The 24,295-nt window shown below is 71.0% G+C and carries 36 protein-coding genes and 5 tRNA genes; 28 read left to right on the top strand and 13 right to left on the bottom strand.

The features are described from left to right. Positions 1 to 124 precede the first annotated feature (124 nt). Complete coding sequence (locus ADK54_RS17735) at positions 125 to 433, top strand: hypothetical protein (protein WP_053726618.1); 309 nt, start codon at positions 125 to 127, stop codon at positions 431 to 433. Between the two features lie 283 nt (positions 434 to 716). Here the strand turns inward: ADK54_RS17735 and ADK54_RS17730 are convergent, their stop codons facing one another. From ADK54_RS17730 to ADK54_RS17670, 13 genes are all read right to left on the bottom strand, one after another. Further along, a complete protein-coding gene (locus tag ADK54_RS17730; RefSeq protein ID WP_159047813.1) occupies positions 717 to 1,397 on the bottom strand; it encodes a hypothetical protein in 681 nt (226 codons plus the stop codon). Between the two features lie 370 nt (positions 1,398 to 1,767). Then, on the bottom strand, positions 1,768 to 2,088 hold the full coding sequence (locus ADK54_RS17725; RefSeq protein ID WP_053726616.1) for a hypothetical protein: 321 nt from the start codon (positions 2,086 to 2,088) through the stop codon (positions 1,768 to 1,770). Positions 2,089 to 2,129: 41 nt separating this feature from the next. Further along, on the bottom strand, positions 2,130 to 2,495 hold the full coding sequence (locus ADK54_RS17720) for a hypothetical protein (RefSeq protein ID WP_053726615.1): 366 nt from the start codon (positions 2,493 to 2,495) through the stop codon (positions 2,130 to 2,132). 78 nt (positions 2,496 to 2,573) lie between these two features. Further along, positions 2,574 to 2,918, bottom strand: coding sequence for a hypothetical protein (locus ADK54_RS17715; protein WP_053726614.1), 345 nt, complete (start codon positions 2,916 to 2,918; stop codon positions 2,574 to 2,576). A gap of 36 nt (positions 2,919 to 2,954) precedes the next feature. Next, positions 2,955 to 3,025 (bottom strand) — tRNA-Glu (locus ADK54_RS17710). 54 nt (positions 3,026 to 3,079) lie between these two features. Continuing rightward, positions 3,080 to 3,499: a hypothetical protein gene (locus tag ADK54_RS17705; RefSeq protein ID WP_053726613.1), complete on the bottom strand. Its 420-nt coding sequence runs from the start codon at positions 3,497 to 3,499 to the stop codon at positions 3,080 to 3,082. A 78-nt stretch (positions 3,500 to 3,577) separates the two neighbouring features. Beyond that, positions 3,578 to 3,649: transfer RNA gene (locus ADK54_RS17700), tRNA-Arg, on the bottom strand. A 637-nt stretch (positions 3,650 to 4,286) separates the two neighbouring features. Beyond that, positions 4,287 to 4,362, bottom strand: a tRNA-Glu gene (locus ADK54_RS17695). Positions 4,363 to 4,534: 172 nt separating this feature from the next. Further along, positions 4,535 to 4,603 (bottom strand) — tRNA-OTHER (locus ADK54_RS17690). Positions 4,604 to 4,724: 121 nt separating this feature from the next. Then, a tRNA-Ala gene (locus tag ADK54_RS17685) sits at positions 4,725 to 4,801 on the bottom strand. Positions 4,802 to 5,010: 209 nt separating this feature from the next. Next, positions 5,011 to 5,322, bottom strand: a complete 312-nt coding sequence (locus ADK54_RS17680; RefSeq protein ID WP_053726612.1) for a hypothetical protein — start codon at positions 5,320 to 5,322, stop codon at positions 5,011 to 5,013. A gap of 59 nt (positions 5,323 to 5,381) precedes the next feature. Next, positions 5,382 to 6,098 (bottom strand): hypothetical protein, encoded by a 717-nt coding sequence (locus ADK54_RS17675; RefSeq protein WP_053726611.1) that lies wholly within the window; start codon positions 6,096 to 6,098, stop codon positions 5,382 to 5,384. Between the two features lie 58 nt (positions 6,099 to 6,156). Further along, positions 6,157 to 6,720 carry a hypothetical protein gene (locus ADK54_RS17670; RefSeq protein WP_159047812.1) on the bottom strand — a complete coding sequence of 188 codons (564 nt, stop codon included), beginning with the start codon at positions 6,718 to 6,720 and terminating at the stop codon, positions 6,157 to 6,159. A gap of 184 nt (positions 6,721 to 6,904) precedes the next feature. Between ADK54_RS17670 and ADK54_RS17665 the strand changes: the two genes are divergently transcribed. The 27 genes from ADK54_RS17665 (at position 6,905) to ADK54_RS48280 (ending at position 24,258) form a co-directional block, all read left to right on the top strand. Further along, a complete protein-coding gene (locus tag ADK54_RS17665) occupies positions 6,905 to 7,183 on the top strand; it encodes a hypothetical protein (RefSeq protein WP_234392114.1) in 279 nt (92 codons plus the stop codon). A 68-nt stretch (positions 7,184 to 7,251) separates the two neighbouring features. Then, complete coding sequence (locus tag ADK54_RS17660) at positions 7,252 to 7,515, top strand: hypothetical protein (protein ID WP_053726609.1); 264 nt, start codon at positions 7,252 to 7,254, stop codon at positions 7,513 to 7,515. 50 nt (positions 7,516 to 7,565) lie between these two features. Continuing rightward, positions 7,566 to 8,135 (top strand): LPD29 domain-containing protein, encoded by a 570-nt coding sequence (locus tag ADK54_RS17655; protein WP_053726608.1) that lies wholly within the window; start codon positions 7,566 to 7,568, stop codon positions 8,133 to 8,135. Between the two features lie 131 nt (positions 8,136 to 8,266). Then, the gene (locus tag ADK54_RS17650; RefSeq protein WP_053726607.1) at positions 8,267 to 8,458 is read left to right on the top strand and encodes a hypothetical protein; all 192 of its coding nucleotides are present in this window, start codon (positions 8,267 to 8,269) and stop codon (positions 8,456 to 8,458) included. A gap of 78 nt (positions 8,459 to 8,536) precedes the next feature. Next, positions 8,537 to 8,746: a hypothetical protein gene (locus tag ADK54_RS17645; protein WP_053726606.1), complete on the top strand. Its 210-nt coding sequence runs from the start codon at positions 8,537 to 8,539 to the stop codon at positions 8,744 to 8,746. A 141-nt stretch (positions 8,747 to 8,887) separates the two neighbouring features. Continuing rightward, positions 8,888 to 9,301, top strand: a complete 414-nt coding sequence (locus ADK54_RS44915) for a hypothetical protein (RefSeq protein ID WP_053726605.1) — start codon at positions 8,888 to 8,890, stop codon at positions 9,299 to 9,301. An 86-nt stretch (positions 9,302 to 9,387) separates the two neighbouring features. Then, complete coding sequence (locus ADK54_RS17635; protein ID WP_053726604.1) at positions 9,388 to 9,930, top strand: hypothetical protein; 543 nt, start codon at positions 9,388 to 9,390, stop codon at positions 9,928 to 9,930. Between the two features lie 362 nt (positions 9,931 to 10,292). After that, complete coding sequence (locus ADK54_RS17630) at positions 10,293 to 10,589, top strand: hypothetical protein (RefSeq protein ID WP_053726603.1); 297 nt, start codon at positions 10,293 to 10,295, stop codon at positions 10,587 to 10,589. 429 nt (positions 10,590 to 11,018) lie between these two features. After that, entirely contained in the window at positions 11,019 to 11,189 is a 171-nt protein-coding gene (locus tag ADK54_RS46045) for a hypothetical protein (protein ID WP_159047811.1), read from the top strand. A gap of 129 nt (positions 11,190 to 11,318) precedes the next feature. Beyond that, positions 11,319 to 11,825, top strand: a complete 507-nt coding sequence (locus ADK54_RS17625) for a hypothetical protein (RefSeq protein ID WP_053726602.1) — start codon at positions 11,319 to 11,321, stop codon at positions 11,823 to 11,825. A 201-nt stretch (positions 11,826 to 12,026) separates the two neighbouring features. Beyond that, a complete protein-coding gene (locus ADK54_RS17620; protein WP_053726601.1) occupies positions 12,027 to 12,440 on the top strand; it encodes a hypothetical protein in 414 nt (137 codons plus the stop codon). A gap of 180 nt (positions 12,441 to 12,620) precedes the next feature. Further along, entirely contained in the window at positions 12,621 to 13,205 is a 585-nt protein-coding gene (locus tag ADK54_RS17615) for an LPD29 domain-containing protein (RefSeq protein ID WP_053726600.1), read from the top strand. Between the two features lie 57 nt (positions 13,206 to 13,262). After that, positions 13,263 to 13,616, top strand: a complete 354-nt coding sequence (locus ADK54_RS17610) for a hypothetical protein (protein ID WP_053726599.1) — start codon at positions 13,263 to 13,265, stop codon at positions 13,614 to 13,616. 936 nt (positions 13,617 to 14,552) lie between these two features. Continuing rightward, positions 14,553 to 14,765, top strand: a complete 213-nt coding sequence (locus ADK54_RS17605; RefSeq protein WP_053726598.1) for a hypothetical protein — start codon at positions 14,553 to 14,555, stop codon at positions 14,763 to 14,765. Between the two features lie 70 nt (positions 14,766 to 14,835). Beyond that, positions 14,836 to 15,702 carry a hypothetical protein gene (locus ADK54_RS17600; RefSeq protein ID WP_053726597.1) on the top strand — a complete coding sequence of 289 codons (867 nt, stop codon included), beginning with the start codon at positions 14,836 to 14,838 and terminating at the stop codon, positions 15,700 to 15,702. Between the two features lie 98 nt (positions 15,703 to 15,800). Next, positions 15,801 to 16,397 carry a hypothetical protein gene (locus ADK54_RS17595; protein ID WP_053726596.1) on the top strand — a complete coding sequence of 199 codons (597 nt, stop codon included), beginning with the start codon at positions 15,801 to 15,803 and terminating at the stop codon, positions 16,395 to 16,397. Next, entirely contained in the window at positions 16,366 to 16,704 is a 339-nt protein-coding gene (locus tag ADK54_RS17590) for a hypothetical protein (RefSeq protein WP_053726595.1), read from the top strand. Before ADK54_RS17595 ends, ADK54_RS17590 begins: the two co-directional genes overlap by 32 nt. A 497-nt stretch (positions 16,705 to 17,201) precedes the next feature. After that, positions 17,202 to 17,591, top strand: a complete 390-nt coding sequence (locus tag ADK54_RS17585) for a hypothetical protein (protein WP_053726594.1) — start codon at positions 17,202 to 17,204, stop codon at positions 17,589 to 17,591. A gap of 94 nt (positions 17,592 to 17,685) precedes the next feature. Next, complete coding sequence (locus ADK54_RS17580) at positions 17,686 to 18,006, top strand: hypothetical protein (protein ID WP_053726593.1); 321 nt, start codon at positions 17,686 to 17,688, stop codon at positions 18,004 to 18,006. 97 nt (positions 18,007 to 18,103) lie between these two features. Next, positions 18,104 to 18,595, top strand: a complete 492-nt coding sequence (locus tag ADK54_RS17575; RefSeq protein ID WP_053726592.1) for a hypothetical protein — start codon at positions 18,104 to 18,106, stop codon at positions 18,593 to 18,595. A 71-nt stretch (positions 18,596 to 18,666) separates the two neighbouring features. Continuing rightward, complete coding sequence (locus tag ADK54_RS17570; RefSeq protein WP_053726591.1) at positions 18,667 to 19,863, top strand: hypothetical protein; 1,197 nt, start codon at positions 18,667 to 18,669, stop codon at positions 19,861 to 19,863. Positions 19,864 to 19,974: 111 nt separating this feature from the next. Beyond that, positions 19,975 to 20,097, top strand: coding sequence for a hypothetical protein (locus tag ADK54_RS48285; protein WP_267887018.1), 123 nt, complete (start codon positions 19,975 to 19,977; stop codon positions 20,095 to 20,097). Positions 20,098 to 20,263: 166 nt separating this feature from the next. Next, positions 20,264 to 21,079 carry a hypothetical protein gene (locus ADK54_RS17560; RefSeq protein ID WP_053726589.1) on the top strand — a complete coding sequence of 272 codons (816 nt, stop codon included), beginning with the start codon at positions 20,264 to 20,266 and terminating at the stop codon, positions 21,077 to 21,079. A gap of 159 nt (positions 21,080 to 21,238) precedes the next feature. Further along, on the top strand, positions 21,239 to 21,745 hold the full coding sequence (locus ADK54_RS17555; protein ID WP_053726588.1) for a hypothetical protein: 507 nt from the start codon (positions 21,239 to 21,241) through the stop codon (positions 21,743 to 21,745). A gap of 86 nt (positions 21,746 to 21,831) precedes the next feature. Further along, positions 21,832 to 22,416 (top strand): hypothetical protein, encoded by a 585-nt coding sequence (locus ADK54_RS17550; RefSeq protein ID WP_159047809.1) that lies wholly within the window; start codon positions 21,832 to 21,834, stop codon positions 22,414 to 22,416. Between the two features lie 4 nt (positions 22,417 to 22,420). Then, positions 22,421 to 22,735 (top strand): hypothetical protein, encoded by a 315-nt coding sequence (locus tag ADK54_RS17545; protein WP_053726586.1) that lies wholly within the window; start codon positions 22,421 to 22,423, stop codon positions 22,733 to 22,735. 101 nt (positions 22,736 to 22,836) lie between these two features. Then, on the top strand, positions 22,837 to 24,258 hold the full coding sequence (locus ADK54_RS48280) for an Lsr2 dimerization domain-containing protein (protein ID WP_053726585.1): 1,422 nt from the start codon (positions 22,837 to 22,839) through the stop codon (positions 24,256 to 24,258). Positions 24,259 to 24,295 lie beyond the last annotated feature (37 nt).

The raw sequence follows: 24,295 nt of genomic DNA, 5'->3' as shown, positions 1-24,295 counted from the left end.
GGGCGGGAGGGGACGCCGCGGGCCGGGCCGGTGGGCGGGCGCAACGGAGCCGTGGGAGCGGGCGGGGACGCCGGCCTCGGCACGAGGGGCCGCGGACGGGTGGGCCAGCCGCTACCGTGACCCGGTGAACACCCCCCACGACCGGCACCGGCCGGACCCGGCCCGGGACGCCGCCGAGCTGACCCACGAAGCCGCGGCCGCCCGCATCCAGGACGCCAACCTCGCCCGGCTACGCCAAGAGGACAAGGACGCCGACCGGATCTTCCCGCCCGGGACCGCCTTCACCGACGCCCTCGTCGACGACAACGCGATGCGCCGCATCGGCATCGCGACCGAGGCATACGGAGCGGCCAAACACGCCACGGGCCGCATGGACCTGTTCCACCGGCTCTTCGAGAACACCGGCGACGACGACCTCCCCTGGAACGGATAGCCCTCCGGACACGCCCCACGCAGGCCTTCAAAGCAGCAGACGGCAAGCAGCAAGCAGCGGCCGGGGCCGCGAGCAGCATCTCGACAAAAGGAACACCGGCGCGAGCGACGGGCGGGCGGGACAGCACGGCCCGAGGCCACAGAGCCGGCGGGCGGCGGCGACGGACCGCACGGGACGGCGGGAAAGACGTCGAGCGGCCGACGGCGGGACAGGGCCGCGACGGGAACCCGGAGCCAGCCGGGCACCCGGCGCGAGTGCGAGCAGTCACTGGGTACGCGCAGCGCTACAGCCTGAGCACCGTTCCCTTGCGGGACTGCGGCCCACCGGCTCGCGCGGACTGCGACGCGCCTTTCGTCCCTTCGGCCTCCTCGACCTCGGGGTGATCAGCCTGCGCAAGCCGAGACAGAGCTTCTTCCAGCTTGCCGTCGATCTCCTTCGTGTGGTCGGTCCCGTCTGCGGTGACCAACCGGATGGGGTCGTCCAGCGCCAGAGTCGCGAAACGAGCGCCGCTGCGCCGTCCTGTGTCGAAGAAGACCTGCATGGTCGCCTTCGGTGACTTCACCTCGATCACGTATCGTCCTCGGTCGTCGAGGCCCAACGTGATCACCGGAGCCGGTTCCTTGGCGCTCAGCGCCCGGCGGAGCCCTTCCGTCTGTTGCCGCACCTGAATCGGTACCTTGCTGTCTTCGGGAACGAGGTGGGGCGACTGCAGTTCAGCGGGCTTCAGTGTCGCTACTTCTTCCGGCTCCAGGCGTGCCGGCTGCTCGCCTGCGAGTTCCTGGAAGAGCTCGGCGTACGCCTCCCACGAGGAGACGGTCGGCCGCCTCTCCCCGTCCTGATACAGCGTCGAGGATGCCCGCTTCCAGCCCTTGGCCCGTCGACGGAACACGGTCTCAACACGCAGCCGCTCATGACCGTGTGTGATCCGGATGACTCCCGTCTCCCGTGTCACGGTGGGCCTCACGCCTGTGTGTGTAGTCAGCCAGTCGATCTCTTGTTGGGCCTCCGACGGAATGAAGGCGGGCGGCGAGGAGGGCATGGGTATCTCAACAGCCTTTCGGTGTAAAGGTTTTGAGCGTCTCGAAGACTAGGCGCGGGCCAGGCCGGTCAGATGCTGTTCCCCGATAGTGGGCGGGAGCACGGACGGCGGCGCGACGGAGCGCGGACGGGGCCGATGGTCAGGTGCTGGGAGGTGACGCGGCGGGGCCCTGACGGCAGGCCGGCGGGCATACTCCTCGGCTCGAACGGGGCGCGCCACGGCCCAGGCGCCGGCCAGCGGGCACGCCGGCGACCCGGCAGGGGCTCGGCCCGATGCGCAACCTCTCGTCCCAGCATCAGGTGCCCACCCACTCGTTGTCGTGCCAGTGCGCGGTGGCCACAAGGCTCTCCTTCTGGCGCCTCTCGCACGTCTCCGGCTCGGCGTCGAGGCCGTGCTCTTCGAGCACCGCAGCGATCTGCGCGTCGGTGGGGTGGGAGTCGAACGACTCGTCTTCAGTCAGCACCTGGTCATCACGGCGGCGCACCAGATCGTAGGAACGGCCGTCGATGCCGTTCCAGACCAGCTCCCGGACGAGGTACTGCTCCCCGTCTACCGCGAACGGGTCGTGATCGATCTCGCGGACGACGACGGTTCCGGGCCTCGCTGCGTTTCCCATGTGACTGCCAACTCCCTTGGAATGTCGGGGTGGTGAAGGGCTTACGGTTGCTGCTCGCGGTGCTTGTGGTCGATCTGCTCCACGCGCGCGCTCAGGCGGGCTACGGTGTGGCGGACGTCGTCGACGGCGTCACGCAGAACCTCCTCCAGCGCCTGCCGCAGGCTATGAGCGGAACGCTCGTTCCCGATGGCGTAGGCCGTGCCCGCATCTACGCCTTCCAGCGTCACGGTGCCTGCGAGCAGGACATCGTGGCTGTCCAGCGGGTCGTAGTAGCACCAGGCGTCCTCGGCAGTGGCGCGGCGCCCCTGGACCGTCACGGTGTAGCCCTCGTGGAGGAAGCGGGCGGTGCCGTCGAGGTCGAGGCGGAAGCCCGGGTCGGCGGGGGCGTCGAGCTGGCGCAGTTCCATGCGGGATCTCCGGAGTGTTGTGGTGTGGCCGGTCGGCGCGGGCGTGGCGCGGCAGGCACTCGGCGGGGCCGCGGACGCTCAGTAGTCCAGGAGCGGGCCGTAGTGGTGCTGGTGGAGGTCGATGGCCTCATGGATGTCGGCTTCGGTGAAGCCGCACGTCTCGGGTGTGAGCGTGCCGTTGGAGAAGTCGATGGAGAAGTCGAGCAGGACGGCCAGCAGGTCCTGGAGGTCGCGCGGGGGCAAGGTCAGGGTGTGGCAGGCGCTGCCGGGGAAGAGCTGGGCGGTGACCAGGTGGGCCAGGCTGTGCCAGGACGGATCCGGACGGCCGAGGAGGTCGGCGCGCAGGTGGCGGGCGATCGCGGTGGGCAGGGTGACGATCGGCGCGGCGAGCATGACGTTCGGTCGGCAGCGGTAACGGACCACGGGGCGCTCCTCACGAAGGGCGACGGAACGGGCGGATGCTCCTGCGGGGACTCGAACCCCGTTTCCCGGCTTGAAAGACCGGTGTCTTACCCATGGACGACAGGAGCCAGGAAGGGCCGAGCCCGCCGCGCGAAGGCGACCGGCCCCGGCCACGTTGCGGGTCAGCCCTCCGCGGCAGTCCGCGGGGCCGGAAGGTTGGCGCTCACGAACTGGAGGAACCAGTCGGGAACCTGCCCCCAGTTGGCGTGGTAGGGCGTCCAGATCTCCCTGACGGGATGGCGCCCCAGGCGCTCGTCGAGCAGGACCTCGTGACCGGTTACCTCGATGCTGTTCCAACGGGGCGTGGCATCGCCGTCCTGGAACCAGCGGACACGCAGCCGGACGGGCCGGACGCGGTAGCTGTCCTCGCCGTCCTCGACGGTGAAGTCCGGGCCACACTGCCCCTGCCATACCTTCTCGTACGTCCGCTGCGGCGGCTTCGCCGTCATCGCGTTGTCGTACTGCACCACCTCGTCGAACCGCTCCACGCGCAGCGAAGGCGTGAACTGTGCGAGAACGCAAGGCCAGTCGGTCGGCTCCATGTCCTGCTTCCTTGTCCGTAGCGAAAGGGCCGACCGCCCGGCGGGCGGAGGCGGAAGTCGGCACCAGCAGCGGTGCGGCACTCCTGCGGGGATTCGAACCCCGATCTCCGGATCCGTAGTCCGGCGTCCTTTCCGTTGAACGACAGGAGCGAGCGGGTGGTGCGTACCCCGGCGGAACTCGAACCCGCGGTCTCCCCCTTGAGAGGGCGAGGGCGCTCCGCGGGCCTAGCCGGGACGGGAAGCGAGTCGGTGCGCGGTGTGGGGAGCCGCGCGGGTCGCATGTCCCGCCCCGGCAGGCCGGGGTTGGGCGATCGCGCCCCGAGCGGGGCCATCGCCTCTGAGCACCGTGAACGGCGCAGCAGGAGGAACAGCGGCTGCCTCCCGCCCCGGGCTGAACCGGAGGCGGGGAGCAGCACGACCAGACGTTCACCTCGCGTCATTCCGGGCCCGGTGCCGCCATGACGGGACGACCCGGGCGCACCGCCGGAAGGGCGGGGGATTCCGGGCCTCAGCGGCCTGTCAGAGGGTGTTCCGGGCGCGGACGGCCAGGCGGGTCGTCCGATGCCGTTCCCGGCCGTACGTCCGTCCCGGGCAGGACCCGGGACGGACGTACGGCACAGCGAGCTTGCGGGGCCTGATCCCGCTCCTCCCCCTACACGGGGGTGTGCTGCCAACACCAGAGCTCCAGAGGGGAGCTACCCCTCCTTCGACCCGCGCCGGTGATCTGCCGAGCGGGTCCGCTTGCCGCGCCGGGGGCGCCCTTTCCCAAGGCCGCACCGGCGCGTCGTACCCTCGGCGGGATTTGAACCCGCGGTCTCCCCATGGAGAGTGGGGTGAGTTGATCCGGACTACTCCACGAGGGCGTGGATTTCCCGCCGTCGGCCGGGGATCGGATCAGGTAGGGCCCGTGAGGGCTTGCTCGTCACCTTCCCCGGCCGGGGCGGGGGCCGCCGTCGGCTCCTCCCCAGGAGCCTCGGGCGACGCGTGCCAGCGGACCGGATCCGCCGGGGGAAGCATCACCTTCCGCTGGCACGTCGTGAACGGACGGGACTCGAACCCGTATCCAACCCCGCAGGGTTGCTCTGCCAATTGAGCTACCGTCCCAGAGGAAGCGTCCTCCCTCCTTCAACCCGCACCGGGGATCAACCGGGCAGGTTCGTTCTGTGTGCTGATACGCGCCCTCTCAACGGGGACGACGCCTCTGGAGGGGCACACACCAGCACATCGCGATCCGAGGGGAGTTGAACCCCTGACCTCCCCCCGGCTTGGGGGGCGCTCTACCGACATGAGCTACGGACCTGCCAGACAGCGCGGATCGGCCGCTCCTTACTGTCCAGCGCCAGCGAGGGCGATCACCCCCGCTGACCCTTATATATTAACAAAGAAGGAGTCGTGCGTCAAATTTTAAGGGACGCATTGATGAGGCGGCGACCCCGCACGGCAGCAACGGCGCGGACGCGGCGGGCACCACGTACGACGGCATGAGAACCGCGGCCCCCTGCCGGGCCCCATCAGGCGGTGGTATCCAGCACGGCGGAGAACACGGCCGCTTCGAGGGCGTAAAGGCGCTTGCACTTCGGGCACTGCACTTCTTCGCCCCACTGCGACAGGGGGAACCACTTGCCGCAGGGCTCGCAGTGCACCGAGTACCTCTTGAGTTCCGCCGTCGCAAGGTTCGTCTTCAGGGGAACGCGAACGATCGCCTTGAGTTCGCCACGGAGCCGGTTGACGAGGAAGCCCCGAAGGCCCTCGCCATGGCCCTGGACGGGCTTCGGTCCGATCACCATCGACAAGCGCCAGTCGCGCCGGGACAGCAGAGGCACGGTCAACTCCAGGGGTGTTGGGATGGCGGTCAGGGCCAGCCCGAGGACGAGCCTCGGTGTCAGGAGGAGGGGAGCGGGGCGACGCGCTCGATGTGGGTGAAGACCCGCTCAGTGTCGAAGTCGAACTTGTCAAAGCCCCGCTCGCCGACGTGGAGGGTGAACTTGTAGGTGCCCGGGGCGACGTCGACGACGGTGTACTCGCCCAGAAGCTTCGATCCCGGGGTGCCGCCCTTGGCCTTCCAGTCCTCGAAGTCGGCGATCGAGTACGCCCACAGTTCGGTGGAGATCTCCGCCAGACACTGCTCTTCCAGCAGGGAGGGGACGTCGTTGTCGTCGTACAGCGGGGAGGCAATGAAGTAGCTGTTCGCCCCGTCGCGGTACAGGTTGGGGCTGGAGTCGCCCACCGGGCCGAAGGCGCAGCCGATTGCGGCCATCGCCTCGACGACCTGGGCCTGGCCAAGGGCGGAGTTGTACGAGGCGCCCGCGTCGAAGTCGACGTTGTAGACGTCGCGCAGGTCGTCGGTGACGATCAGCTTCCCGGACGGGACGTCGAGGGTGACCTCCGTCGTGATGCCCATCGGGTAGGCGCACGGGTCCTGTACGTGGACGGTGCCGTCGCGCAGGACGAACCTGGGGCTTTCGTCGCAGGTGGCGCAGCGCCGGTGGAGGCCGGTCACGAAGGGGCCCTCGTCGGGCTCGGCGAAGACCATCACGTCCGGGTGCTTGGGGAGGAGTGCGTGGCCGTTGAGGTTCAGGGGCGTCTGGTCGTTCGACATGGGGCGGGGCTCCTGGGTGTTGTGGTGTACGGGGTGCGGTCGGGACGGGCCGGGCCGGTCAGAGAGCGGCTGCGGTCCCGTGCCAGGAGCTCGGGGTGCGCTCGTCCTGCGAGGTGAGGTGCCAGCGCCGGGCGTCGTAGCGGCAGCGGTAGACCCGCTTCTCCTCCTCGACGCCCCGGGTGCTCAGGCGCTCCAGTTGGATACCTGCCAGCAGGTGCAGGGCGCGCCACTGGGTCGGCTGTGAATGCTTGCGGCAGCGGCACTTGGTGTGGCGCACGATCCACCGGCGGGCGTCGGCGGGGAGGCGGTCGGTGGAGATGAACGTCAGGAGTGCGTTGCGCCGGATGCGGAGCCAGTGGGTGCCTTCGTCCTCGACGGACTCGATCGCGTAGAAGCGTGTGACCCAGCCCTTCTCCAGTGTGTAGCGCGCGGTGGCCATGGCGGCCGCTCCGCCTCGCAGGCTTCCTTCGACGCGTGCTTCGCCGTGATTGCGCTGCCAGGAGACGTCCCAGCCGTGTCGAGTCATCTCGACTGCGAGGTCTTCGAGCGAGGTGGGGAGCGGGGCGTTCACGTAGGTCTCCGGGTGGTCGTGGTGGTGCGAGGTGCTTGCATCACCTCGCATTCACTAATGTACCCCATGCACCACCATGGGTCAATTTTTAAGGGTCGTCACATCTCCCGACCCATCCCGCGAGCGACCCTTTTAATTTGACTTTCCACCCTCCCGTGGGTACATTTGTGTTTGTCGGAACGGGTGAGCAAGCACCCAACCGGCCACCACGAACCATCGCCGCGAGGAGTGCGCCATGACCGCCATGCTCACCGAGACCACGTACCGCCTCCTCGGCACCGACGCGCTTGAGGTCACCGACTTCGACCGGATCGAGTGCGGCCAGTGCGGCAAGCTCTCCGCCTTCCTCGACGACGCGGACGAGGGCACCGACGCGGCGCACGACGCCGGATGGCACGTCGGCGACGAACTCGACGACTGCGGCTGCCCCCACCAGATGTGCCCAGACTGCGCCGACGACTGGTGCGGCGTCCGCGACACCACCCCCCGCCTGTTCGGGATGCGGGTCGTCTGACCCGCCACGCCCGGGGCGGCCGACCGGCCGCCCCAGCCCCGAACACCCCCGACCTTGAGGAGGACCCCATGGACCAGCGAGCCATCGAACGCCAGGCCGTGATCCGCACGCTCATCGACAGCGACGCGCTCACCCTGGAGCAGGCCAGGGCCGCCTTCCGCGCCCTCCTGGACGTGACCGCCTCGGCGCAGACCGGCCCGGATGTCACCTCGTACGGCTACGGCATGGACCTGCCCCGCGAGGTCGTCGACGCCGAGTACCAGGGCCGGGAGGCGGTCGGATACGACCTCGACGGGACCCTGCTCGACGCGCTGCGGCCCGCGTCCGCGTAGCGGCCCGCGACACCCAACGACCTCCCGGACAGCGGAAGAAGGACACGAGCATGACGGCGACCATGACCGCGACGGCCTGCGGCTCGCAGGAGGCCGGCTACCTGGCACTGCGGCTCCCCGCCGGGACCTGGGTACGGCACGAGGGCGACGGGATACGCCGTATCTGGATCGCGCAGCCCTGCGCCTGCTCGCTCTGCATGTCCGCGACGCTCCTCGGCGCTCCCGGCACGCACTACGAACTGCGCACCGACGACGGCGACATGGCGCCCCTCGTCCACGTCCGGCACACCTCGGTCGTCCCTCACCTTCACCCCGATGAGCTGTTCCGGACCTACCCGCCCGTCCTGCCACTGCCGCGCACCGCCGCCCATCTGCGCACACTGCTCAGCGCGCGCTTCCCCGGGGTGCGGTTCTCGGTACGGGCCCGGCGCGGCTGGCGGCTGGCGGTGAGCTGGAGCGGCGGCCCCTTAGACACCGAGGTGGCGACCGTCGCCGCGCCGCTGCTCGCCGACTACGCCACGCCGGGGCGCCGCCGGGCACGACCGGTCACTGTCACCCGGTTCGGCCGCGCGACGCACGGGACGCCCCTCGTGGACGCAATCACCCTGAACCGCCGCTGACACCCCATCCGGGCCCGCCGCGACCCTATAAATTTGATTGCCACTCCCTATTGAGGTACAATAGTGAATACCGAAAGGGCGAAGCAAGCGCCCGGACGATCACCACTGATACGCCGCTCCGAGGAGTCGAGATGCAGTTCACCGCCACCCCCCGCACCACCACCGCTCTGTGTGCATGCGCCGACGGGAGCGGCATCGGCGGCTATTTCGCCCCCGACGACGCGGACATCGCGTGCGAAGGCTGCGGCGAGCGAGTCCAGATCAACTGCGAGGCGAGCTGCGGGCGCTGCTGCCACGCCTGCCACCGTGAGATGCCCTGCTGACCCAACCCACTGCCGGGCGGCCCCGCCGAGGCCGCCCGGCCCCGCACTTCCGCGACCACTCCCCCAGAAGGGCAACGCATGCTCTACGAACGCATCTTCAGCACCGCTCACATCCTCGCGTTCGGCACCACGGCCTTCCTCTTCAACGCCTCGTGGCACTTCGCGGCGCACCAGGACGCGCCGCTGTGGGCACGACTCTGCGCCGCCGTCGCGGCCGCGCACTGGGCCCGCCCCGTTGAAGCGGCGCTGGCCCGGCGGCACGCCCGCCGCCGGGCCGCTCGCACCTGACCCCGGAATTCCCACGCCTTCAATGACCCTTGTAACTTGCCTTAACAACCCTTCTTGGGTACATTAGTGAGTAACGGCGACGGGTGAAGCAGGCACTCGCCCCGGACACCGCGAACACCCCTTACGAGGAGTCGGATCCTGATGAGCTGCACCGCACAGCACGGCATCGCCCAGACCTTCCCGCACCGCTGGTGCACCCTGGTCGGCCGCTCGGTCCTCGTCGTGGGCGTCCTGCCCGCCCTGTTCGGCGGCGGCGCCAACGTGACGGTGCTCGCACTCGTCGCTCTCGCCGTCCTCGGACTGCTCATGATGGCCGGGGCGCTGCGCGCCACCCGCCGTGCCCCCAAGCGCCCGATCCGCCCGGCGCGGGCCGCCGTGGCGCTCACCACGGACGTCCTAGTGCTGCTCATCGCGGCCGGTCTCATCATCGGCGCCCAGCTCGGCGGCGGCTCCGGATCGGTGCTCTTCTCCTCCGGCGGCGTCATCACGGTGACGGCCTTCCTGGCCCTGTGCGCCGTCCACCACGTCGCGCACCGCCGCGCCCGCCGGTATTGAGACCCGCCCGCCGGTGGCCGGGCGCTCCTGCCCGGCCACCGGCCCCGCGCCCGCGTGTACCTCAACTCCGCCCGGGAGACTCCGCTGTGAACGCCGACCAGGGCCACCTGCCCACCCGCGCCTGCCCACACCGCCAGTGCACCCTCCTGCACCACCTCGTCCTGCTCATGCTGCTGCCCGGCCTGCTGACGGCCGTCACCTACGGAGGCGCAGCAACGGCGGTCCTCCTCGCCCTCCTCGGAGGCGTTCAGCTCGGCGTGATGCTGCTGGCGCACGCTCTCGCCCCCGAGGGCCCGCCCCGCCCCTGGGAGCACCGGCCGTTGAGCGTGCGCCGGGGATGGGCCGCCCTCGCGATCGTCACGGACTTGCTGGGCCTGCTCGTGGCGCTCGCATTGATGACGGCCCTGGCCATCGACCGCGCTTACGCCGCCGTCCCGCCGCCGACCTCCGGAACGCTCGCCGCGCTCGGCGCCCTCTCGGCGCTGCTCGCCCTGCACTACATCGCCCACCGCCGCGCCACCGTTGCGGCCGCACTCACCGAGCCGGTCAACAACGACACGGCGGACGACGACTGGATTGGCGAGAGCTTCGTGTGGGAGCCCGGCGACCGGGCCGCGTACAGCAAGTGACCACCGGGCGGGGCGCCTCAAGAGCGTCCCGCCGTCACATTCCCCGGCCGCCGGGCCCACCTTGCGCGCCGCCCGGGGGCAGGGGGACACCACGTTGTCGGCTGCAGCCGCCGGCTGCGCGGGAGGTGCCCGGCTCGCGCGCCAACCTCTGCGCCCGGAGCCCTGGTCAGGGCCGTCCCGGGGGGGCGGGCGGCGCCCGCCCACATCCGGTCCGGCGCGCAGCATCACCGCCCACACCACACCCATGCGCCCTTTTAGTTTGACTGGAATGGAATCTCTAGAGTACATTCGTGAATAGATAGAGGGGGGAGGCAAGCCCACCTCGACCACCACGGCCCCCGCCTCGAAAGGGAGTAGCGCCCATGTCTGAGCTCGCCACCACCGCCACCGAGCACTCCACCGACAGCCAGGGGCCGAGCGTGTGGATCCTCGAAGCCGGCGAGGACTACGAGGGCGGCTCAGTCAAAGGCGTCTACACCGACCGGGACCTGGCGGCCGACGACTTCCTCGACCTCGTGCGCGACCTCGCCCGCTACAGCACGCTCGACGTCGACCGGTCCGGCGAGGACCCCTCTACCGGCGACCTGTACGTCCACGGCGGCTGCGACTGGATCCAGCTAACCCGCTACTCCGTCACCACCCGGCGCCAGCTGCGCTGAGCACCGGCCCCCGTCCCCGCCGTTTCCCGGCGTCCGACACCCCCGCCAGCGCCGCCCCGACCAAGTTCGCCGAGGAGTCCCGTCACGACCGCCAATTCCGCCGCCACGACGACCGCCGCGCAGCTCTGCCCCCGCTGCGACCACTACGCCCTCTTCGGAGCCGCGTGCACACACTGCGGCCGCGTGATCATCACGGGTTTGGTGAACACGCCGTGCCACCCCCGGCATGGACCGAGGGGTGCTGCCCCCGCTGCCTGACCGCGTCCCCGGCAGAGATGTTCGAGATGTGCGGCGGATCGTGTGCGGTGCGTGCGCGAGGGGGTTCGGCGGCCCGTCGTGGCGTCAGCGCGCACGCCGTGTGCTGGGTTGGGTGGACGAGCCCGCGCCCCTGTCGTACGCCACGCCGTGCGCCGACGAGGCAAACGGCCGGTGACCGCCTCCGAGGTTCGGCGCCCCTCCTTCGAGGCGTACAGCGCCGCCATGGCCCAGCCGCTCAAGGACTGCGATCTGGATCGGTACCGGCGTCTGTTCTCCGCACGGTCCGCGGCGGCGCAGGCCGAGGCGGACGAGCGCCGGCGCCGGGCCCTCGGCGGAAGCTGACGGCATCCGCCGCCCCCTTCACAGTGGTACAGGTTTGACGATAGCGCCCTATTGGAGTACATTAGTGAATGTCGAGGTGATGCAAGCACCACGGCGACACCACGAACCCGCCACCCCGAGGAGCCGAACATGCCGCGCGTCCGCCACACCGCCAGCGACCTCCACCAGACCCTCCACGAACTCCTCGACGGCAACCCGCTGCGCGCCGACGACGCGCACCCGGAGTTCACGCAGTTCGTGTACCACGGCAAGCCCGCGACGCTCGCGGCCGCGATCCTGCACCACTACGGTGCGAGCCTCTCCCAGCTCAAGTCCCTGGAGGCGGAGTACCTCTCGCAGGAGTGGGGGTGGGAGGACGTGAAGCACCCCCTGCGGCGCCACTTCACGCCGCTCGCCTGGACGTGCCTGGACACCCTCAGCGGCGGCCCGCGGGAAGGCGACTGGGCGCAGTCTCACGCGTGGGCGTTCGCTCCGCGCACGGCTGGCCCCAACTACAGCGGACGTTGGGACCGGCGGAGTCGCCCCTGGCTCTACGACGCGAGCGAGTTCGACCAGCGCGGCGTCACCGGCCCGAGCGCCCTGCACCCCGGGTGCACCGAGATCCCCCTCTCCCGCCCCCGCCGCTTCTCCTGCTGAGTCCCGCCTGTCACGCCGCCGAGCCGGAAGGTGCGGCGGCCCCGAAATCGCCCTTCAGAGCACGTTTTAGCAGGTCACAGCTGTCACGCTCCCGGGCGTGACAGCCTCCGTGACACCCCTCCGTGAGCAGGGTGCGTGACACCCGCCGGCCCGCCCGTCAGGCCCTCCGCGGGGCCCGTCCCGACTCGACAGGAAGCAGTCATGCGCACAGAGATCACCGACGCCGCCATCGCGAGCGGCACCGCCGGCGCCGTCCTCCAGGTGCGCCTGGAGGACTGGTTCGAGATCCAGATCATTACGGGCCACACCAGTCAGTGCAGCCCTCGGCCCGCCTCGCCGCGCCCCTCCCGGTGGGATCTGCCCGCGAGTGCGCCCGCCGATTTCGCGTGCCCCTACGACGCGCTCCAGGTGGGCCTGGTCCCGCCGCTCGCCGCGCCCGCCGAATGGCCCGCGCCGCTTCCCGCAAGCCCGCGCCAGGACCCGTACGACGCCGCGGCCACCCTGTGGTTCGGTCCGGTCCCGGCCAACCTGCTGCATGCTCTGGTCCGCGCCCACGGCGGCGAGAACGCCCACCAGTACATGAGCGCCGAGGACTGGGCCGGGCCGTACGGGTAGGGGGTGCGCCGGCCCGTCCGGGGAGCACGGTCCCGCACCCGTCCCAGCGCGCAGAGGTCCCGAACAATGCCCCTTCATACTTGATTTACGCACCCTCTTCGGGTACATTAGTGATTGCAGGGACGGCGACGCAAGCGCCCGACCGGCCACCACGAACTCCCCGACCGAAGGACGTGCGCCATGACCTCCGCCACCGCCCGCCGCCTCAGCGCCGCCTACCTCGCCCTGCGCCTCACCCCGGGCGCCGCGGTCCGCTACGTCGGCACCGCGACGCGCCTCCACGGCCCGGCGACGGTCCAGCCGTGTTCCTGCGGCATGTGCGCCGCCGACGTCCTCCGGGGCCTGCCCGCGACCCGCTACGAGCTGCGCACCGCCGACGGTCGGCCCACCGGCGTCACCCACGTCCGCCACACCTCCGTCATCCCGGAACCCTCCGAGGACGAGCTGATGAACGCCGTGCTGGGCCTGACGATGCGAGCCACGGCGGAGTACCTGCGTCGGCTGCTGCGCCGCACCTTCCCCGGGGTGAAGTTCTCCGTGCGCTGCGGCCGCGGGCACGGGATGCAGCGCTACGAGATCACCGTCGGCTGGAGCGGCGGCCCGAGCCGTACCGCCGTCGCCACCGTCACGGCGCCGCTGCTGGCCCAGTACGGAAATCCCGAGCAGTGCCGCCCCGCGTGGATCGCCGTCACCGTCGGCGGCCGCCGCCACTTCGGCGAGCCGAGCGCCAGCGCCATCCACCTCAACCGAGCCCCGGCGGCCTGAACCGCCCCACCGGCCCCGGCCGACGGCCGGGGCCTTCCCCGAACGGAAGGACCCGACTTGCCCCTCAAGACGACGACCAAGGCCTACCTGCACGTCGAGTACAAGGACCTCGAGAACTTCATCACCGCGCACTACGGCCTGCCGTACAGCGTGATTCGCGGCCTCGAAGCGCACAACGGCGCGCTCCACGCGGTAAAGGTGTCCGCGAACTACGAGCACTACGACCCGGACGCCGAAGCGGGATCACACTTCACCTGGCGCGAGGGCCTGGACCCCGAGGTCGCGGAGACGCTCGGCAGGTGGCGGGCCGGCACCCTCGGCTACGACCCGTACCCCGGGGCGCTGCTGCACGACCTCGCGTGCAGCGGGCACCTGGAGCCGGGCGAGTATCTGATCAACGTCGCCTGGTAGCCCGTCCAGTCCGCTGCACGCCGGTGGGCTGCAGCAGCAGCCGCGCGCAGCACTCTCGGCGAGCACCCGGGAGTGCGCAGCGCGCCGGGCTGTGCTGCACGTGCTGCGCAGCCCGCCACCGTCTGCTGCTCGGCCGCGCTGCCTCACGTTTCCGCAGATCAGAGCGGCAGCAGCCAGGAGCAGCGGCGGCAGCGGCGCGCCCGGAGCGCTCGCGCAGCAGCCTTGCCCGTCGCGCGCTGCTCCCCGTCCTTTGCTTCTGCGGAGCGCTGGGGGCAGCGTGCCGGGCAGCACGGCGGGCCGGCGCCTCGCTGCAGGGCGGCGTGCTGCATGAAGTCCGGCCATGCAGCATCAGGGGGATCCGTTGGCCGCGCCGAGGGCTCGCTGCATCCGCTCCACCTTGGCGAGGCGATACCCGAAGGGGCGTTGATCGCCGTCAGAGTGAGGCCGCCCCCGGAGGCGAGCCGGGGCGGGCGGGGTGCCGGTCGACGCGCCTTCGCGTGGTGCGGCTCGGCGAACCTTGCCGGACGTCATGCCGGAGGGGTGGCCGGTGGGGATGATGCGGGGCACCTTCGGGCCAGCCGGGCCGTACGCTCCCGGGACCGGGGGCGACCCCACCAGACGCCCCACACCACCAACGACCCGGGCCGGCCGTCGTTACGCGGCCTGGGCCTCCGCTCCCGGATATCGGCCGCAACCGGCTCCTGCCCGCGCCGTTCCGCCGAGCAGCGACTCTTCGGCGTCCGAGACGGGCCAACCCTAGGCCGCACCCCCTTCCTGTGACCCTATTAACTTGACGCATTGAAGTAGGCGAGTACATTAGGGAATGTATAGAGGGGGCTTCGTTCTCCTTCGAGATCAGCCAGATCCATGCCACGCCCAGGGGGACACCACCCGCCGGGCCGCCGGCAGCCTGCCTTCCCGAAGGAGTCCCGCCTCGTGGTCACCACGACCGTCACCGTCCACGCCGCCCCCGGCCGCGGCCGCTACACCGCCGAGTTCTCCGCCTTGCCCGGCCGCACCTTCGGCCCCTGGGACATGCCCGAGACGATCCAGCAGCTCCGCATCGCCGCACTGCTGGAACCCCGCGAGGCGCGCGATCTCGTTTTCGATGCGGCCCTCACCGGCTCGGCCACGACCACCACCGGCTGACCGGTCCGGGGCGCGGCTACCGGAGGAGTTCGGGCCGTACGGCACTTCACCAAACGACCTGAAGGAGCACATGCACAGCATCGCAGCCAAGGACCTGTACGCCGGCGCCGTCGTCATCACGGACGGCCTCCGGCCGGCGAGCATCGCCGCGCTGGACGGGCACGGCTCTGACCTGAGCGACGGGGTCCACCTCCTCTTCGAGCCGGACGAGCCCCACCTGCCCGCGCCGCGCATGACCGTCGATCCCGACCACGTCTTCCGCCTGGCCCGGTTCCACCACGTCGCGTGGATCATCCACTCCCGGCACTACCGCGCCCGCAGCGCCACGGACCGGGCGCACATCAGCGTCCCCTACGCCGTCCGCGGTCACTGGGCGTTCGCCGAGAAGTGGAGCGTCGTGGACCGCCTGGCCGAGGAGCACACGATCACCACGGCGCGGCCGATCGCGCTGGACGCGCTGCCGGGCCCCGGTGAGCCGACGCCAGCGCCGCCCAACCCGGACAGCTCCCTCTTCTACCGGTTCTACGGCCAGGGGCCCACCGTGCTGACGACCGGCGACGCCGTGCGCGCCGAGCTGGCCCGGCTCGCCGGGATTCACCGGCGCGAGCACGGCCGCACCGACTGGGAGATGCTCCATCGCCTGCCTGGCGAGGGAGACATGCGCGAGTGCCATCGGTGCACCCGGACCCCGGACGACCTGGTGCCGATGGAGGTCGTCATCGAACGCACCTACCGGGACGTCACCCTCGACGATCTGCCGTACGGCTGGGACTACGAGCTGGGGCCGGCCATGGCCTACGAACGGCATCTGTCGATGGGAACGGTCACCCGTGGGCCACGGCCGCGGCCCACCATCACGCTCGGAGCCGGCACCTTCGCCGGGTTCCCCGCAGGTAGCGGGCCCGCGGCCGTCCGCAGTGGGGCGGGCGCCCGGTGACTTCTCCTCTGATCCCGTCACATGAGCCCTCGGCAACACCCACGACGCCCAGCACCCCGAAGGGACCCGAACGCCGTACGCGCCGTGTGCGCCGTCCGGTGGAGTCGGTCCTGCAGTACCCGGCGGGATCGCTGGTCTTCCAGGCCCGCGACCCCGACCGGACTCCGCGCACCGTGCTCCGTACGCGACTGGACGCATCGTCCCGCCACCGGCAGGTCGTCCTCGAAGGACGCGACGGCACGGACGACTGCGCCACTCCGAGCAGCCTGGTCTACGTCGACGAGACGCTGCGCCCCACCGGGCCGCAGATCGAGGACTGCCGCGCCCACCTGGCCCGTGCGATCTACGAGGAATCCGCGCGCTGCTCGCTGTGCCGGCGCGCGCATACCTTCTGGAGCACCTTCGAGCGGTGCATCATCGGCAAGCGGCTGCTCGAAGAGCTCGGCAGCCTCTACTGCTACCGGGACAACGTGCTGCCGTGGCTGACCGGGCAGCCGGTTGACCCGGCTCGGCTGCAGTGGGGCCAGCGCGTGGTGATCCGTACGGCCGACGGCGAGCGCACCGGCGTGGTGTCGCCCATTGACCATGACGGCGTGTGGCACGACGCCGGCACGGACGGATTGATCCTCGTACGGCACCGCGACGGAACTCCGCCCACCCGGTATGCGGCCCATCTCGTCTTCCACGACCCGTGAGGGCGGGCGTCTCCCGCCGGCCCCGGGCTCGTGGTGCAGAGTCGTCCGGCGGCGCGAGGAGCACGCGAAGAACAACCTCCCAGACCTGCTGATCCGTTGGCGCCGCAGGGACGGCTCCGAGCAGCCCTTCACGGTTCCCAATGCAGACATCCCTGCGCGGGGCTACGACCTGTCCCTGAACCGCTACCAGGAGGTTGACCACAAAGCGGTGGTCAACCGGCCTCCGTCGGACATCCTGCGGGACCTGCAACGCCTCGACGAGGAGATCACGGACGGAACGGCGAAGCTGAAAGGGATGCTGTCCTGACGCCGGCGCCGGACGTGCCCCGCCCCGGAGGGGCGACGCTCAACTCCGGCCGGGGACCGCGCAGTCGCTTTCGACCCCGCCCGCGTGCAGCAGCTCGTGCTGCCCCGGGCAGCAGGCAGCGGCTGCAATCGGCACTCCCCAGGGCAGCGGGGGCCGCGCTGCGCGGCGCTGCGTCCCGCGTCCGGCGACGTCTGCCCTGCAGCGGAATGCGAATGCGCAGGTCACAGGCGCAGCGAGGCGCAGCATTGGGCCCGGCTCCAATGCGCTGTCATGGGCGGTGGCTGCTGCATCAGCCGGGAGTAAAGGAGCTCCGGTCGCTGGCGGTGCAGCGCGGTCGAGGGGATGACGCGCGGGGTCTGCAGCGCACTTCCCCAACTTTCGTGACCCTTTTAAATTGCCTTACTAACCCTTGTGGGGTACATTTATGTTGTCGGGTTCGGTGAAGCAAGCACCGGGCCGTAGACCACTACGCACCCCCCTAGCCGAGGAGTCTGCTCATGGCCGTCATGGACGCCGCTTTCATCCCGGTCATCGTGACCGCTCGGCCTCTGGCCGACTCCCTCGGATACGCCTACCAGCAGCCGCCGGCCGGGATCGACCCCGCCGGGCTGCGGGTGATCCCCGCCCGGGACGTTCAGCCGGGCGACTGGTACCTGGGCGACTGCGAGCAGCCGACCGCGGCCCGGCGCGGGATCTTCTGGGCCGTGCACACCTACGCCACCTACCAGGCCCAGCCGGTGATGGACACCGCGGGCGACTCGCTCGCGCTCGACGGCGAGTCCTTCGTGTGGCGGCCGGACGAGCTCGTCATGGTCATCATCGCCACCTCCGTCCCCGCGCCGGCCGTCACGCCGGAGCGCGGCGCCGCGCTCACCCTCGCCGTCTGATCCCCGCGCCGGCCGCGAGGGGACACCACTTTCCCTGCGCCGGTCAGCCCGATGGCCGGCCTCTGGGCCGCGCACCCCTTCACAGAGGAGTCTCATGCCGATCCCTCGCCTGTCCCCCGGCGACCACGTACGCGTCGTGATCGCAGGGACCGTTGAGCGGCACGCGCCGGGCCAGCTCGAGCTCACGTCGCGCACGTACATCGATTTCGAGTCCGAGGACGACCTGAACATCGAAGTCCTTCCCGGTCCCTTCCGTCGCGGCGACGTCGTCGCCGACGGCTCCCGCACCCTGATGCGCACCGTCATCGACCGGGACGGCACCACCTTGGCGTTCTGGACGGCCCCAGACGGCACTGTCGTCCAGGACAACGAGATCCGCCCCGAGGCCCTGCGGCTGCTCCTGCGGACGGCCTGACCGCCCCAGCTCACCCCACCGTGACGTGAATTGAGGACTCGCCATTCCTGATCCACACAACACCCCGCCGATCGACTACCGCCAGGGCCCGCCCTCGGTGACGGTCTCCCACGACCTCGACGGCAGGCCCGCCACCATCACCTTCAGCCCCACGCGCCCCGGTCCCAGCGACGATCCGGTCCTAGGGCTCTTCGCCGAGGTCCGCACCCACTACCGGATCCCGCTGGTCTTCTACGTCTACTTCACCCGGGCCGATGGGGCCGCCTGGCAGCTGCATTCCGTGCGCAGCAAACAGTCGGGATACCTCGCTTCGGTCCAGGTCATGCGTGAGCCGGTCGCCGACCACGCCGGGCGTGTCCTCGCCGACCACCTCGACGAGCTGCGCCCGGTGGTCACCGCCGCGCGTGAACTACTCGCCGCGCGTGTCCTGACGGACGCCCATCAGGCCCGCACCGACATGGCCCGTGCCCGCCGGCGCGAAGAGCGCGCGCTCGCCGTCATCTCGGACCTGGGGCTGAACGAGTCCCGCGCGACGGAGGTCCGCAACCAGCTGGTGGCGCGCGCTCGCACCCACCCCTACGGCCTCTGACGGCCCGGCACGGCCCGCCCCGAGGGGCGGGACCCGGGTGCCACGCTCCTCCTCTACCGAAAGCGATCTACGTGGATACCCGACCGCTCGACTCCTTCCCCGCCTTCCGGCTGCGGCCGGCCGGACCCGAGGACCACGACCTCCTGGACCCGGACGGCCGCGCCGTGGGACAGGTGCGCTCCTGCAGCGGCGGGGGACACCGCGCCCGGGTCGGCCGCGACGTCGGCCCCATCCGGCCGAGCCTGCTGAGCGCGGGCGACGACGCCGCCATGTTCCACATCGCCGCGCACGGGTTGCCCGACGCTCCGCCCACGCCCTACTCCGGTGCCCCCGAGGCGCGGGTCGCGGTCGGCCTGATCCCGCTGCAGCGCCAGGACCTGATCGACACCACCGCCCGGGTCTTCACCTTCTACGCCCTGCGCGAGCCGTCCGTCGCCGCGATACTCGACGGGCTCGAGACCGTCCGCCGGGAGCTCGATGCGGTGCACAGCCGCACCGGGTGCCGCCGCATCGCGCGGTTGATCCCACGGGTCCAGGTCCCCGCCCAGACCCTGCTGGACGCGTCGACCGGCGACGCCCGCGACTGGCTCGGCCTCCCGCTCGCGCGACTGCTGACCCTCTGCCACCAGGCCCGCGTACGCCTGGAGGCGACCGCCGCGCAGCCGCCGGCCGGTCTGTCCGGACGGTATGCCGTACGGCACGGCGCCGACGCGGATCTGGCGACGCTGCACCGCATCTGGCAGGACCTGCGCTCGACGTCCTCGTCCGGGACGGACTTCTCCGGGATCGAAGCGGCCATGGGTGCCCTGCCCGGCGACAAGTCCGCCGGTTCCGCGCGCAACTGCCGCTCGACGAGCACGCAGTTGGAGGCGGTCCGGGCCGCCGCCGGGGAAGCCGCCGCGACGACCGCGCCCGGCGGCCAGGGCGAGGCCGACAGCCTCCTGCGGGAGTTGTCGGCGCTGAGCGCTGAGACCGGCGAGCGGCTGGAGGCCACCGCGCTGGTGCTCGACGACACCGACCGTTTGGGGACCGTCCGCGACATCAACGACGCGCTCGGCTTCGCCCGGCTCGGCGTCCTGTCCGGGAGCGGCGAGCTGTCCGTCCGCATGGGCTCCACGGAGCTCGGGCCTGTGCGCCCCACCGATGACGGCCGGTGGACGGGACCGGGCATCACGGATCCGTTCCACTCCCCCGAGGGCGCGGCCGCGTCGCTGATCCGCGCCGACCGCGCCCAGGCCGCGGCCCGGCGCCAGGGCCGCACGCCCTAGCTCATCGGCGCTGCTGCCGGGCGGCAGGCGGTGGCCTTCAGTGTGAGCCCCACATCCGCGTTGTCTAGAGCGAGGGCGCATTGCTCAAGCACACCGAGCTGCACGACGCCCGTGAACTCACCCACATGGACAAGGAACGAGCCGCCGGAGGTCGAGATCTGCCCGTTCCGGACGAAGGAAAAGCTCAGGCTGCTCGACGAGTTGCTGTACGGCTCCGAGCGCGCACCCGAGTAGCTGACCCGCGCCCCGCTCGGGGAGGGCGGCCGCCCTCCCCGAGCGGCCCCGGGAAGCATCCGCCCCCGGGCGCCAGGACGCCCTATCACCGCGCTCGGCCGCGCACGCGCCGCCGAGGCCGACACTTCCCGCCGCCGTCCCGCACATCCAACCTTCAAGGAGCATCGTGGCTGCGCCTGCCCTGCCGCTCGTTCTGACCGCCTCCGGCGTCGCCGCGTCCCTCACCCCCGCCGACGCCTGGGACCAGTTGAAGCGGATCTGGCACCCGGAGCCGTTCGCCTTCGAAGCGGCCGCCCTGGGCGGCGACACCGTCACGGTCTCCTGGGTGCGCCGCTTCCCCGAATGCGGCTGCACGGCCCAGGTATGGGCCGACAACGGGCTCATCCTCGACCCGCACGGCCTCACATCGGCCTCCTACGTCCCCAAGGGGCAGTGGTCCTACAACGGGCAGTTCGAGCAGGACTACTACGTCAACGCCCAGTACTACGACTGGGACGAGCCCGACACCTTCAGCACTCTTCGCCAGGCGGAGGACGCCGCGCGCGCCCAACACCTCGACGTGTGCCGCGAGTACCAGCAGCACGCCGGTCCGTGCGAGGGCTGCGGCGTCCCGGCAGCGGAGCACGTGTCGGAACTCTCCGGTATCGCGGACCGCTCCGAGCGTGCGTGCGAGACCTACCGCCGCGACTACACGTTCGGGATCCCGCCGAATCCTCGCCTCGGTGCCCACAACCGGCCCGGCTTCCCGTTCGCCGGCATGAGCGTGCCGGAACTTCTCGCCCACATCGAGGTCGCCGTCGCGAAGGGCTACCCGCTCACCGCCGTGGAGCAGCAGACCGTTGAGGCCGCCCGCAGCCTGCGCCTCGGGGACGGTGTCGACTACAAGACGCTCGACACGCACATGCGGGAGCTCGCCCAGGGCTGCGAGAGCCACCTCCGCATCCTCGGCGGCATGGCCGCAGAGGGCGCGGCGGCCGCATAGGGCCCCGGGCGCCACCGCACCGTCGGCACACACAACACGAGCGACCCTCATAATTTGACACAATAACCCTTGCGGAGTACATTAGTGGATAGCTGTTCGGGCGACGCAAGCGCCGGGGCAGCCGCCACGACCCCGTACCGACGCAAGGAGCTCTGCCTCATGGGACACGCCAACTACTTCGCGTACACGCCCCAGGCGGAGAACTTCCTCTCCAACTGGCTGCAGCTGCGCCTGGACGCGGCCGCGATCCTGGACCTGGTCGAGCAGACCCAGAACATCGCGCTCGCGGGCGGCGCGGGCACCGGGGTGCCGCGGATCGACGACGATGCGATCGTCTTCAACGGCCTGATGGCCGCGGACGAGGACTACGAGACCTTCGCCATCGAGCTGGAGCCGCAGTTCCGGGACGAGCGGGGCTTCACCTACTCGTTCTGCAAGACCGGCGACGTGCGGCCCAAGCCGTACGACATGGCGGTCACCGCCGTCATGCTGCGGGCCCACACCCTCGCTCCCAACTGCTTCGCCATCGACAGCGACGGCGACTGGGACGAGCACTGGCTCACCGCCCGCGCGATCCACAAGCTGCTGTTCCACACCAACCCCGGCATGGAGTCCCCGTTCACCCCGAACGTCCACACCGTCGGCCCGGCTGCAGCTCGCCTGTGACCAGCCGGGCGGGTGTTGCGGGACACGCAACACCCGCCCGTCGCCTGCGGATTCAGCCGTTGAACTGCGACAACAAGGGTGAGACCGTGTCCGTGACCTTCACCGCCGACTACCGGCCGGCCAGCGCGTTCGCCGCCAGCTGCGGCTGCCGGCCGGCCACCGAGCTCGCCGTGCGCCACCGTACGTACGAAAAGGCCCTGGCCGAAGTCCTCGACGCACCCGCGGAGCGGGACGCACTGCCCGGCTGCGAGATGCCGGACATCTGCCCGCATTACCCGCTGTATGTGCACGACGCCGACCCGGAGGCATACGCGCCCGAGGTGAACGTCAGCGAGCAGAACGCGGATCGCCTGGCGCACCTGCTCGGATTCGGAGCCCTGGACCCGGCCGGAACCGCAGTCGCCTCCGCCCCGGGCGCGGGGGACACCACTTCCGCCGCCGACCGGGAGCCGGCAACGGGTGACGCGGGCCAGATGCCCGCCGAGCAGTTCCTCGGCCGGGTGCTGGCCGCCCTCGCCCTGACCCCCGAGGACGCAGGCGTCGACGGCTACTTTCGCGGCCGCTGGCACACGGGCGGACGCAGGGCCGGGTATCTCCAGCAGCGCCTGCTCGAGCTGCACGCCCTCGCCCTGTGGTGCGCCGCGCACGGCCGCGACGTGGTCTGGGGCTGAGCACATGCCGCCACGACTGACGCCCGCTCGGCTCACCGCGCTGCGCGACGCCGCCGTGCGTTCCTCGGGCACCGTGCACCCCATGCTCGTGGGCGAGGCTGACGTCCACGCCCTGGAGCTGCTCGGCCTCGTGGGCTTCCTCGACGCCTGCGGCCACCGCCTGGGCGAGCCAGACCCCGACGGCGTGCACCGCGGTCACCCGCACCTTCTGCGACTGACCGCCGCAGGGATACAGGCCGCGCGGGCGGCCGGCGGCCCCCTCCGGGCACGGCGCGGCGGGCGTCCTCTGCCGTCACTCGTGAGTGACCCTAAAAATTGACACAGTAACCCTATCGTGAGAACATTATCGAATAGAGGGAGGGTGGAGCCTTTCACCAAGTCCCACAATCACCTGCCGATACGCCCATCCGGAGCCCCCTCATGAGGAACATCGCCGAAGTTAGCAAGGCATTCAAGAAGATGCCGAAGCACGTCACCACCACGCAGATCGCCGAGGCGACCGGCCGCACCCACGTACACAACTGGGTGAAGGACCCCGCCTTCCCCGGCGAGGTCGACCGCAAGGGACGCACCGTCCTGCGCGACCGCGACGCGGTCCTCGACTGGTACGTCGCCCAGCCCTTTTCGCAGACGGCCAAGCGGTCCGGTCCGAGCAACGTGAACGCGAGGGTTCTCGCCGTCCACCCCACGCAGGTGCTGATGGATTCCATCGCCCTGGGGGACCTGCTCGACCTGACGCGGCGCGCGGTGAACAAGTACGCCGAGCGCTATCCGTCCGGGAGCACCGACCCCTTCCCGCTCGCCAATCCGGACGGCCAGCGGTCCTGGAGCCAGGTAAGGGCCTGGTTCCTACGCAAGAGCGATCCGATGCCTACGGCGGGCAAGAACGGCCAGCCCGCCTGGGCGGATCTGCGGGTGTGGCTGCTGCGGCACATCGACGACGGCGCCGAGCCCGTCAACGGCCATGTCTATCTGGATGAGTTGGGGCTCACCGTCGGTCAGCGCGACGTCTTCGAGCGGGCCCGCCTCGCCCGTGCCCGGCAGGTCAGGACGTCAGTCGAGTGGCTGGCGGAAGTGCTCCACCTGGAGGAGCCGGGGCAGGCGGAGTGGCTGGAGGCGCGTCTCCGTGAGGCGGACGCCGCACCGGTCGCGCCGAGCATGGAGGAAAGCGCCCGCCTCGCGCAGGAGCAGCCCCGGCTGAAGCAGACCGCGCTGGCCCGCGAGCTGGGCGTGAGCGTGGACTCGTTGAAGCACTTCGCGCGCACGTACACACCGGAGATGTCCGAGGACCCCTATCCGGCCAAGGACTCCTCCAGCGCCCGCGACATCGCCGAGGTCCGCGCCTGGCTGATCCGCAATCGGAAGATGCAGCCCTCCGAGGGCGACCTCACCGAGGCGGACACGGACGAGGTCCGCGCCCCCCGTCCCTCCGTCCGTCGCAGCGACGCGACCGCGATCCGCGCGTGGGCCGTCGAGAACGGACACGAAGTCAAGCCGCGCGGCCCTATCCCCCAGGAGATCCGCGATCTCTACCAGGCGGCCCAGGTGGCTTCTGTGCTCGACATCGTGGCCGATGCCCCCCTCAGCCCCGCCGAGGCCGCGCACGCCGTGCAACTCCTGGACCTCGCCGCCACGCTCCGCGTCGAACCGAGCGACCTGGACAAGGCCGTGCACGACGCGGCCGTCAGGTACGTCAGCGCCGCATCGCCGGACGCGGACGTCGACGAGGCCGGCCGCCAGGCCGCCGATATCAACAGCGGCGGCCTGCAAAGGCAGGTGCCCTACCTGGTCGCCCTGAACGGCCACGAGCAGACCGAGCAGATCATCCGCCAGACCGCCTGACCCTTCCGACCTCCCCGCCGCCTCTGACAAGACCCCT

This window comes from Streptomyces sp. WM6378, assembly GCF_001279695.1.
GTDB lineage: Bacteria > Actinomycetota > Actinomycetes > Streptomycetales > Streptomycetaceae > Streptomyces.
Note: the sequence above shows the minus strand (reverse complement) of the source record. Positions and strands in the feature narration are given on the sequence as shown.

Coding starts and splice junctions, on each gene's coding strand:
- ADK54_RS17725 (WP_053726616.1), bottom strand. CDS start 2,088: ATGGGAAACGCAGCGAGGCCCGGAACCGTCGTCGTCCGCGAGATCGAT.
- ADK54_RS17720 (WP_053726615.1), bottom strand. CDS start 2,495: ATGGAACTGCGCCAGCTCGACGCCCCCGCCGACCCGGGCTTCCGCCTC.
- ADK54_RS17705 (WP_053726613.1), bottom strand. CDS start 3,499: ATGGAGCCGACCGACTGGCCTTGCGTTCTCGCACAGTTCACGCCTTCG.
- ADK54_RS17675 (WP_053726611.1), bottom strand. CDS start 6,098: ATGTCGAACGACCAGACGCCCCTGAACCTCAACGGCCACGCACTCCTC.
- ADK54_RS17670 (WP_159047812.1), bottom strand. CDS start 6,720: ATGCGAGGTGATGCAAGCACCTCGCACCACCACGACCACCCGGAGACC.
- ADK54_RS17665 (WP_234392114.1), top strand. CDS start 6,905: ATGACCGCCATGCTCACCGAGACCACGTACCGCCTCCTCGGCACCGAC.
- ADK54_RS17660 (WP_053726609.1), top strand. CDS start 7,252: ATGGACCAGCGAGCCATCGAACGCCAGGCCGTGATCCGCACGCTCATC.
- ADK54_RS17655 (WP_053726608.1), top strand. CDS start 7,566: ATGACGGCGACCATGACCGCGACGGCCTGCGGCTCGCAGGAGGCCGGC.
- ADK54_RS17650 (WP_053726607.1), top strand. CDS start 8,267: ATGCAGTTCACCGCCACCCCCCGCACCACCACCGCTCTGTGTGCATGC.
- ADK54_RS17645 (WP_053726606.1), top strand. CDS start 8,537: ATGCTCTACGAACGCATCTTCAGCACCGCTCACATCCTCGCGTTCGGC.
- ADK54_RS44915 (WP_053726605.1), top strand. CDS start 8,888: ATGAGCTGCACCGCACAGCACGGCATCGCCCAGACCTTCCCGCACCGC.
- ADK54_RS17630 (WP_053726603.1), top strand. CDS start 10,293: ATGTCTGAGCTCGCCACCACCGCCACCGAGCACTCCACCGACAGCCAG.
- ADK54_RS17625 (WP_053726602.1), top strand. CDS start 11,319: ATGCCGCGCGTCCGCCACACCGCCAGCGACCTCCACCAGACCCTCCAC.
- ADK54_RS17620 (WP_053726601.1), top strand. CDS start 12,027: ATGCGCACAGAGATCACCGACGCCGCCATCGCGAGCGGCACCGCCGGC.
- ADK54_RS17615 (WP_053726600.1), top strand. CDS start 12,621: ATGACCTCCGCCACCGCCCGCCGCCTCAGCGCCGCCTACCTCGCCCTG.
- ADK54_RS17600 (WP_053726597.1), top strand. CDS start 14,836: ATGCACAGCATCGCAGCCAAGGACCTGTACGCCGGCGCCGTCGTCATC.
- ADK54_RS17590 (WP_053726595.1), top strand. CDS start 16,366: ATGCGGCCCATCTCGTCTTCCACGACCCGTGAGGGCGGGCGTCTCCCG.
- ADK54_RS17585 (WP_053726594.1), top strand. CDS start 17,202: ATGGCCGTCATGGACGCCGCTTTCATCCCGGTCATCGTGACCGCTCGG.
- ADK54_RS17580 (WP_053726593.1), top strand. CDS start 17,686: ATGCCGATCCCTCGCCTGTCCCCCGGCGACCACGTACGCGTCGTGATC.
- ADK54_RS17555 (WP_053726588.1), top strand. CDS start 21,239: ATGGGACACGCCAACTACTTCGCGTACACGCCCCAGGCGGAGAACTTC.
- ADK54_RS17545 (WP_053726586.1), top strand. CDS start 22,421: ATGCCGCCACGACTGACGCCCGCTCGGCTCACCGCGCTGCGCGACGCC.
- ADK54_RS48280 (WP_053726585.1), top strand. CDS start 22,837: ATGAGGAACATCGCCGAAGTTAGCAAGGCATTCAAGAAGATGCCGAAG.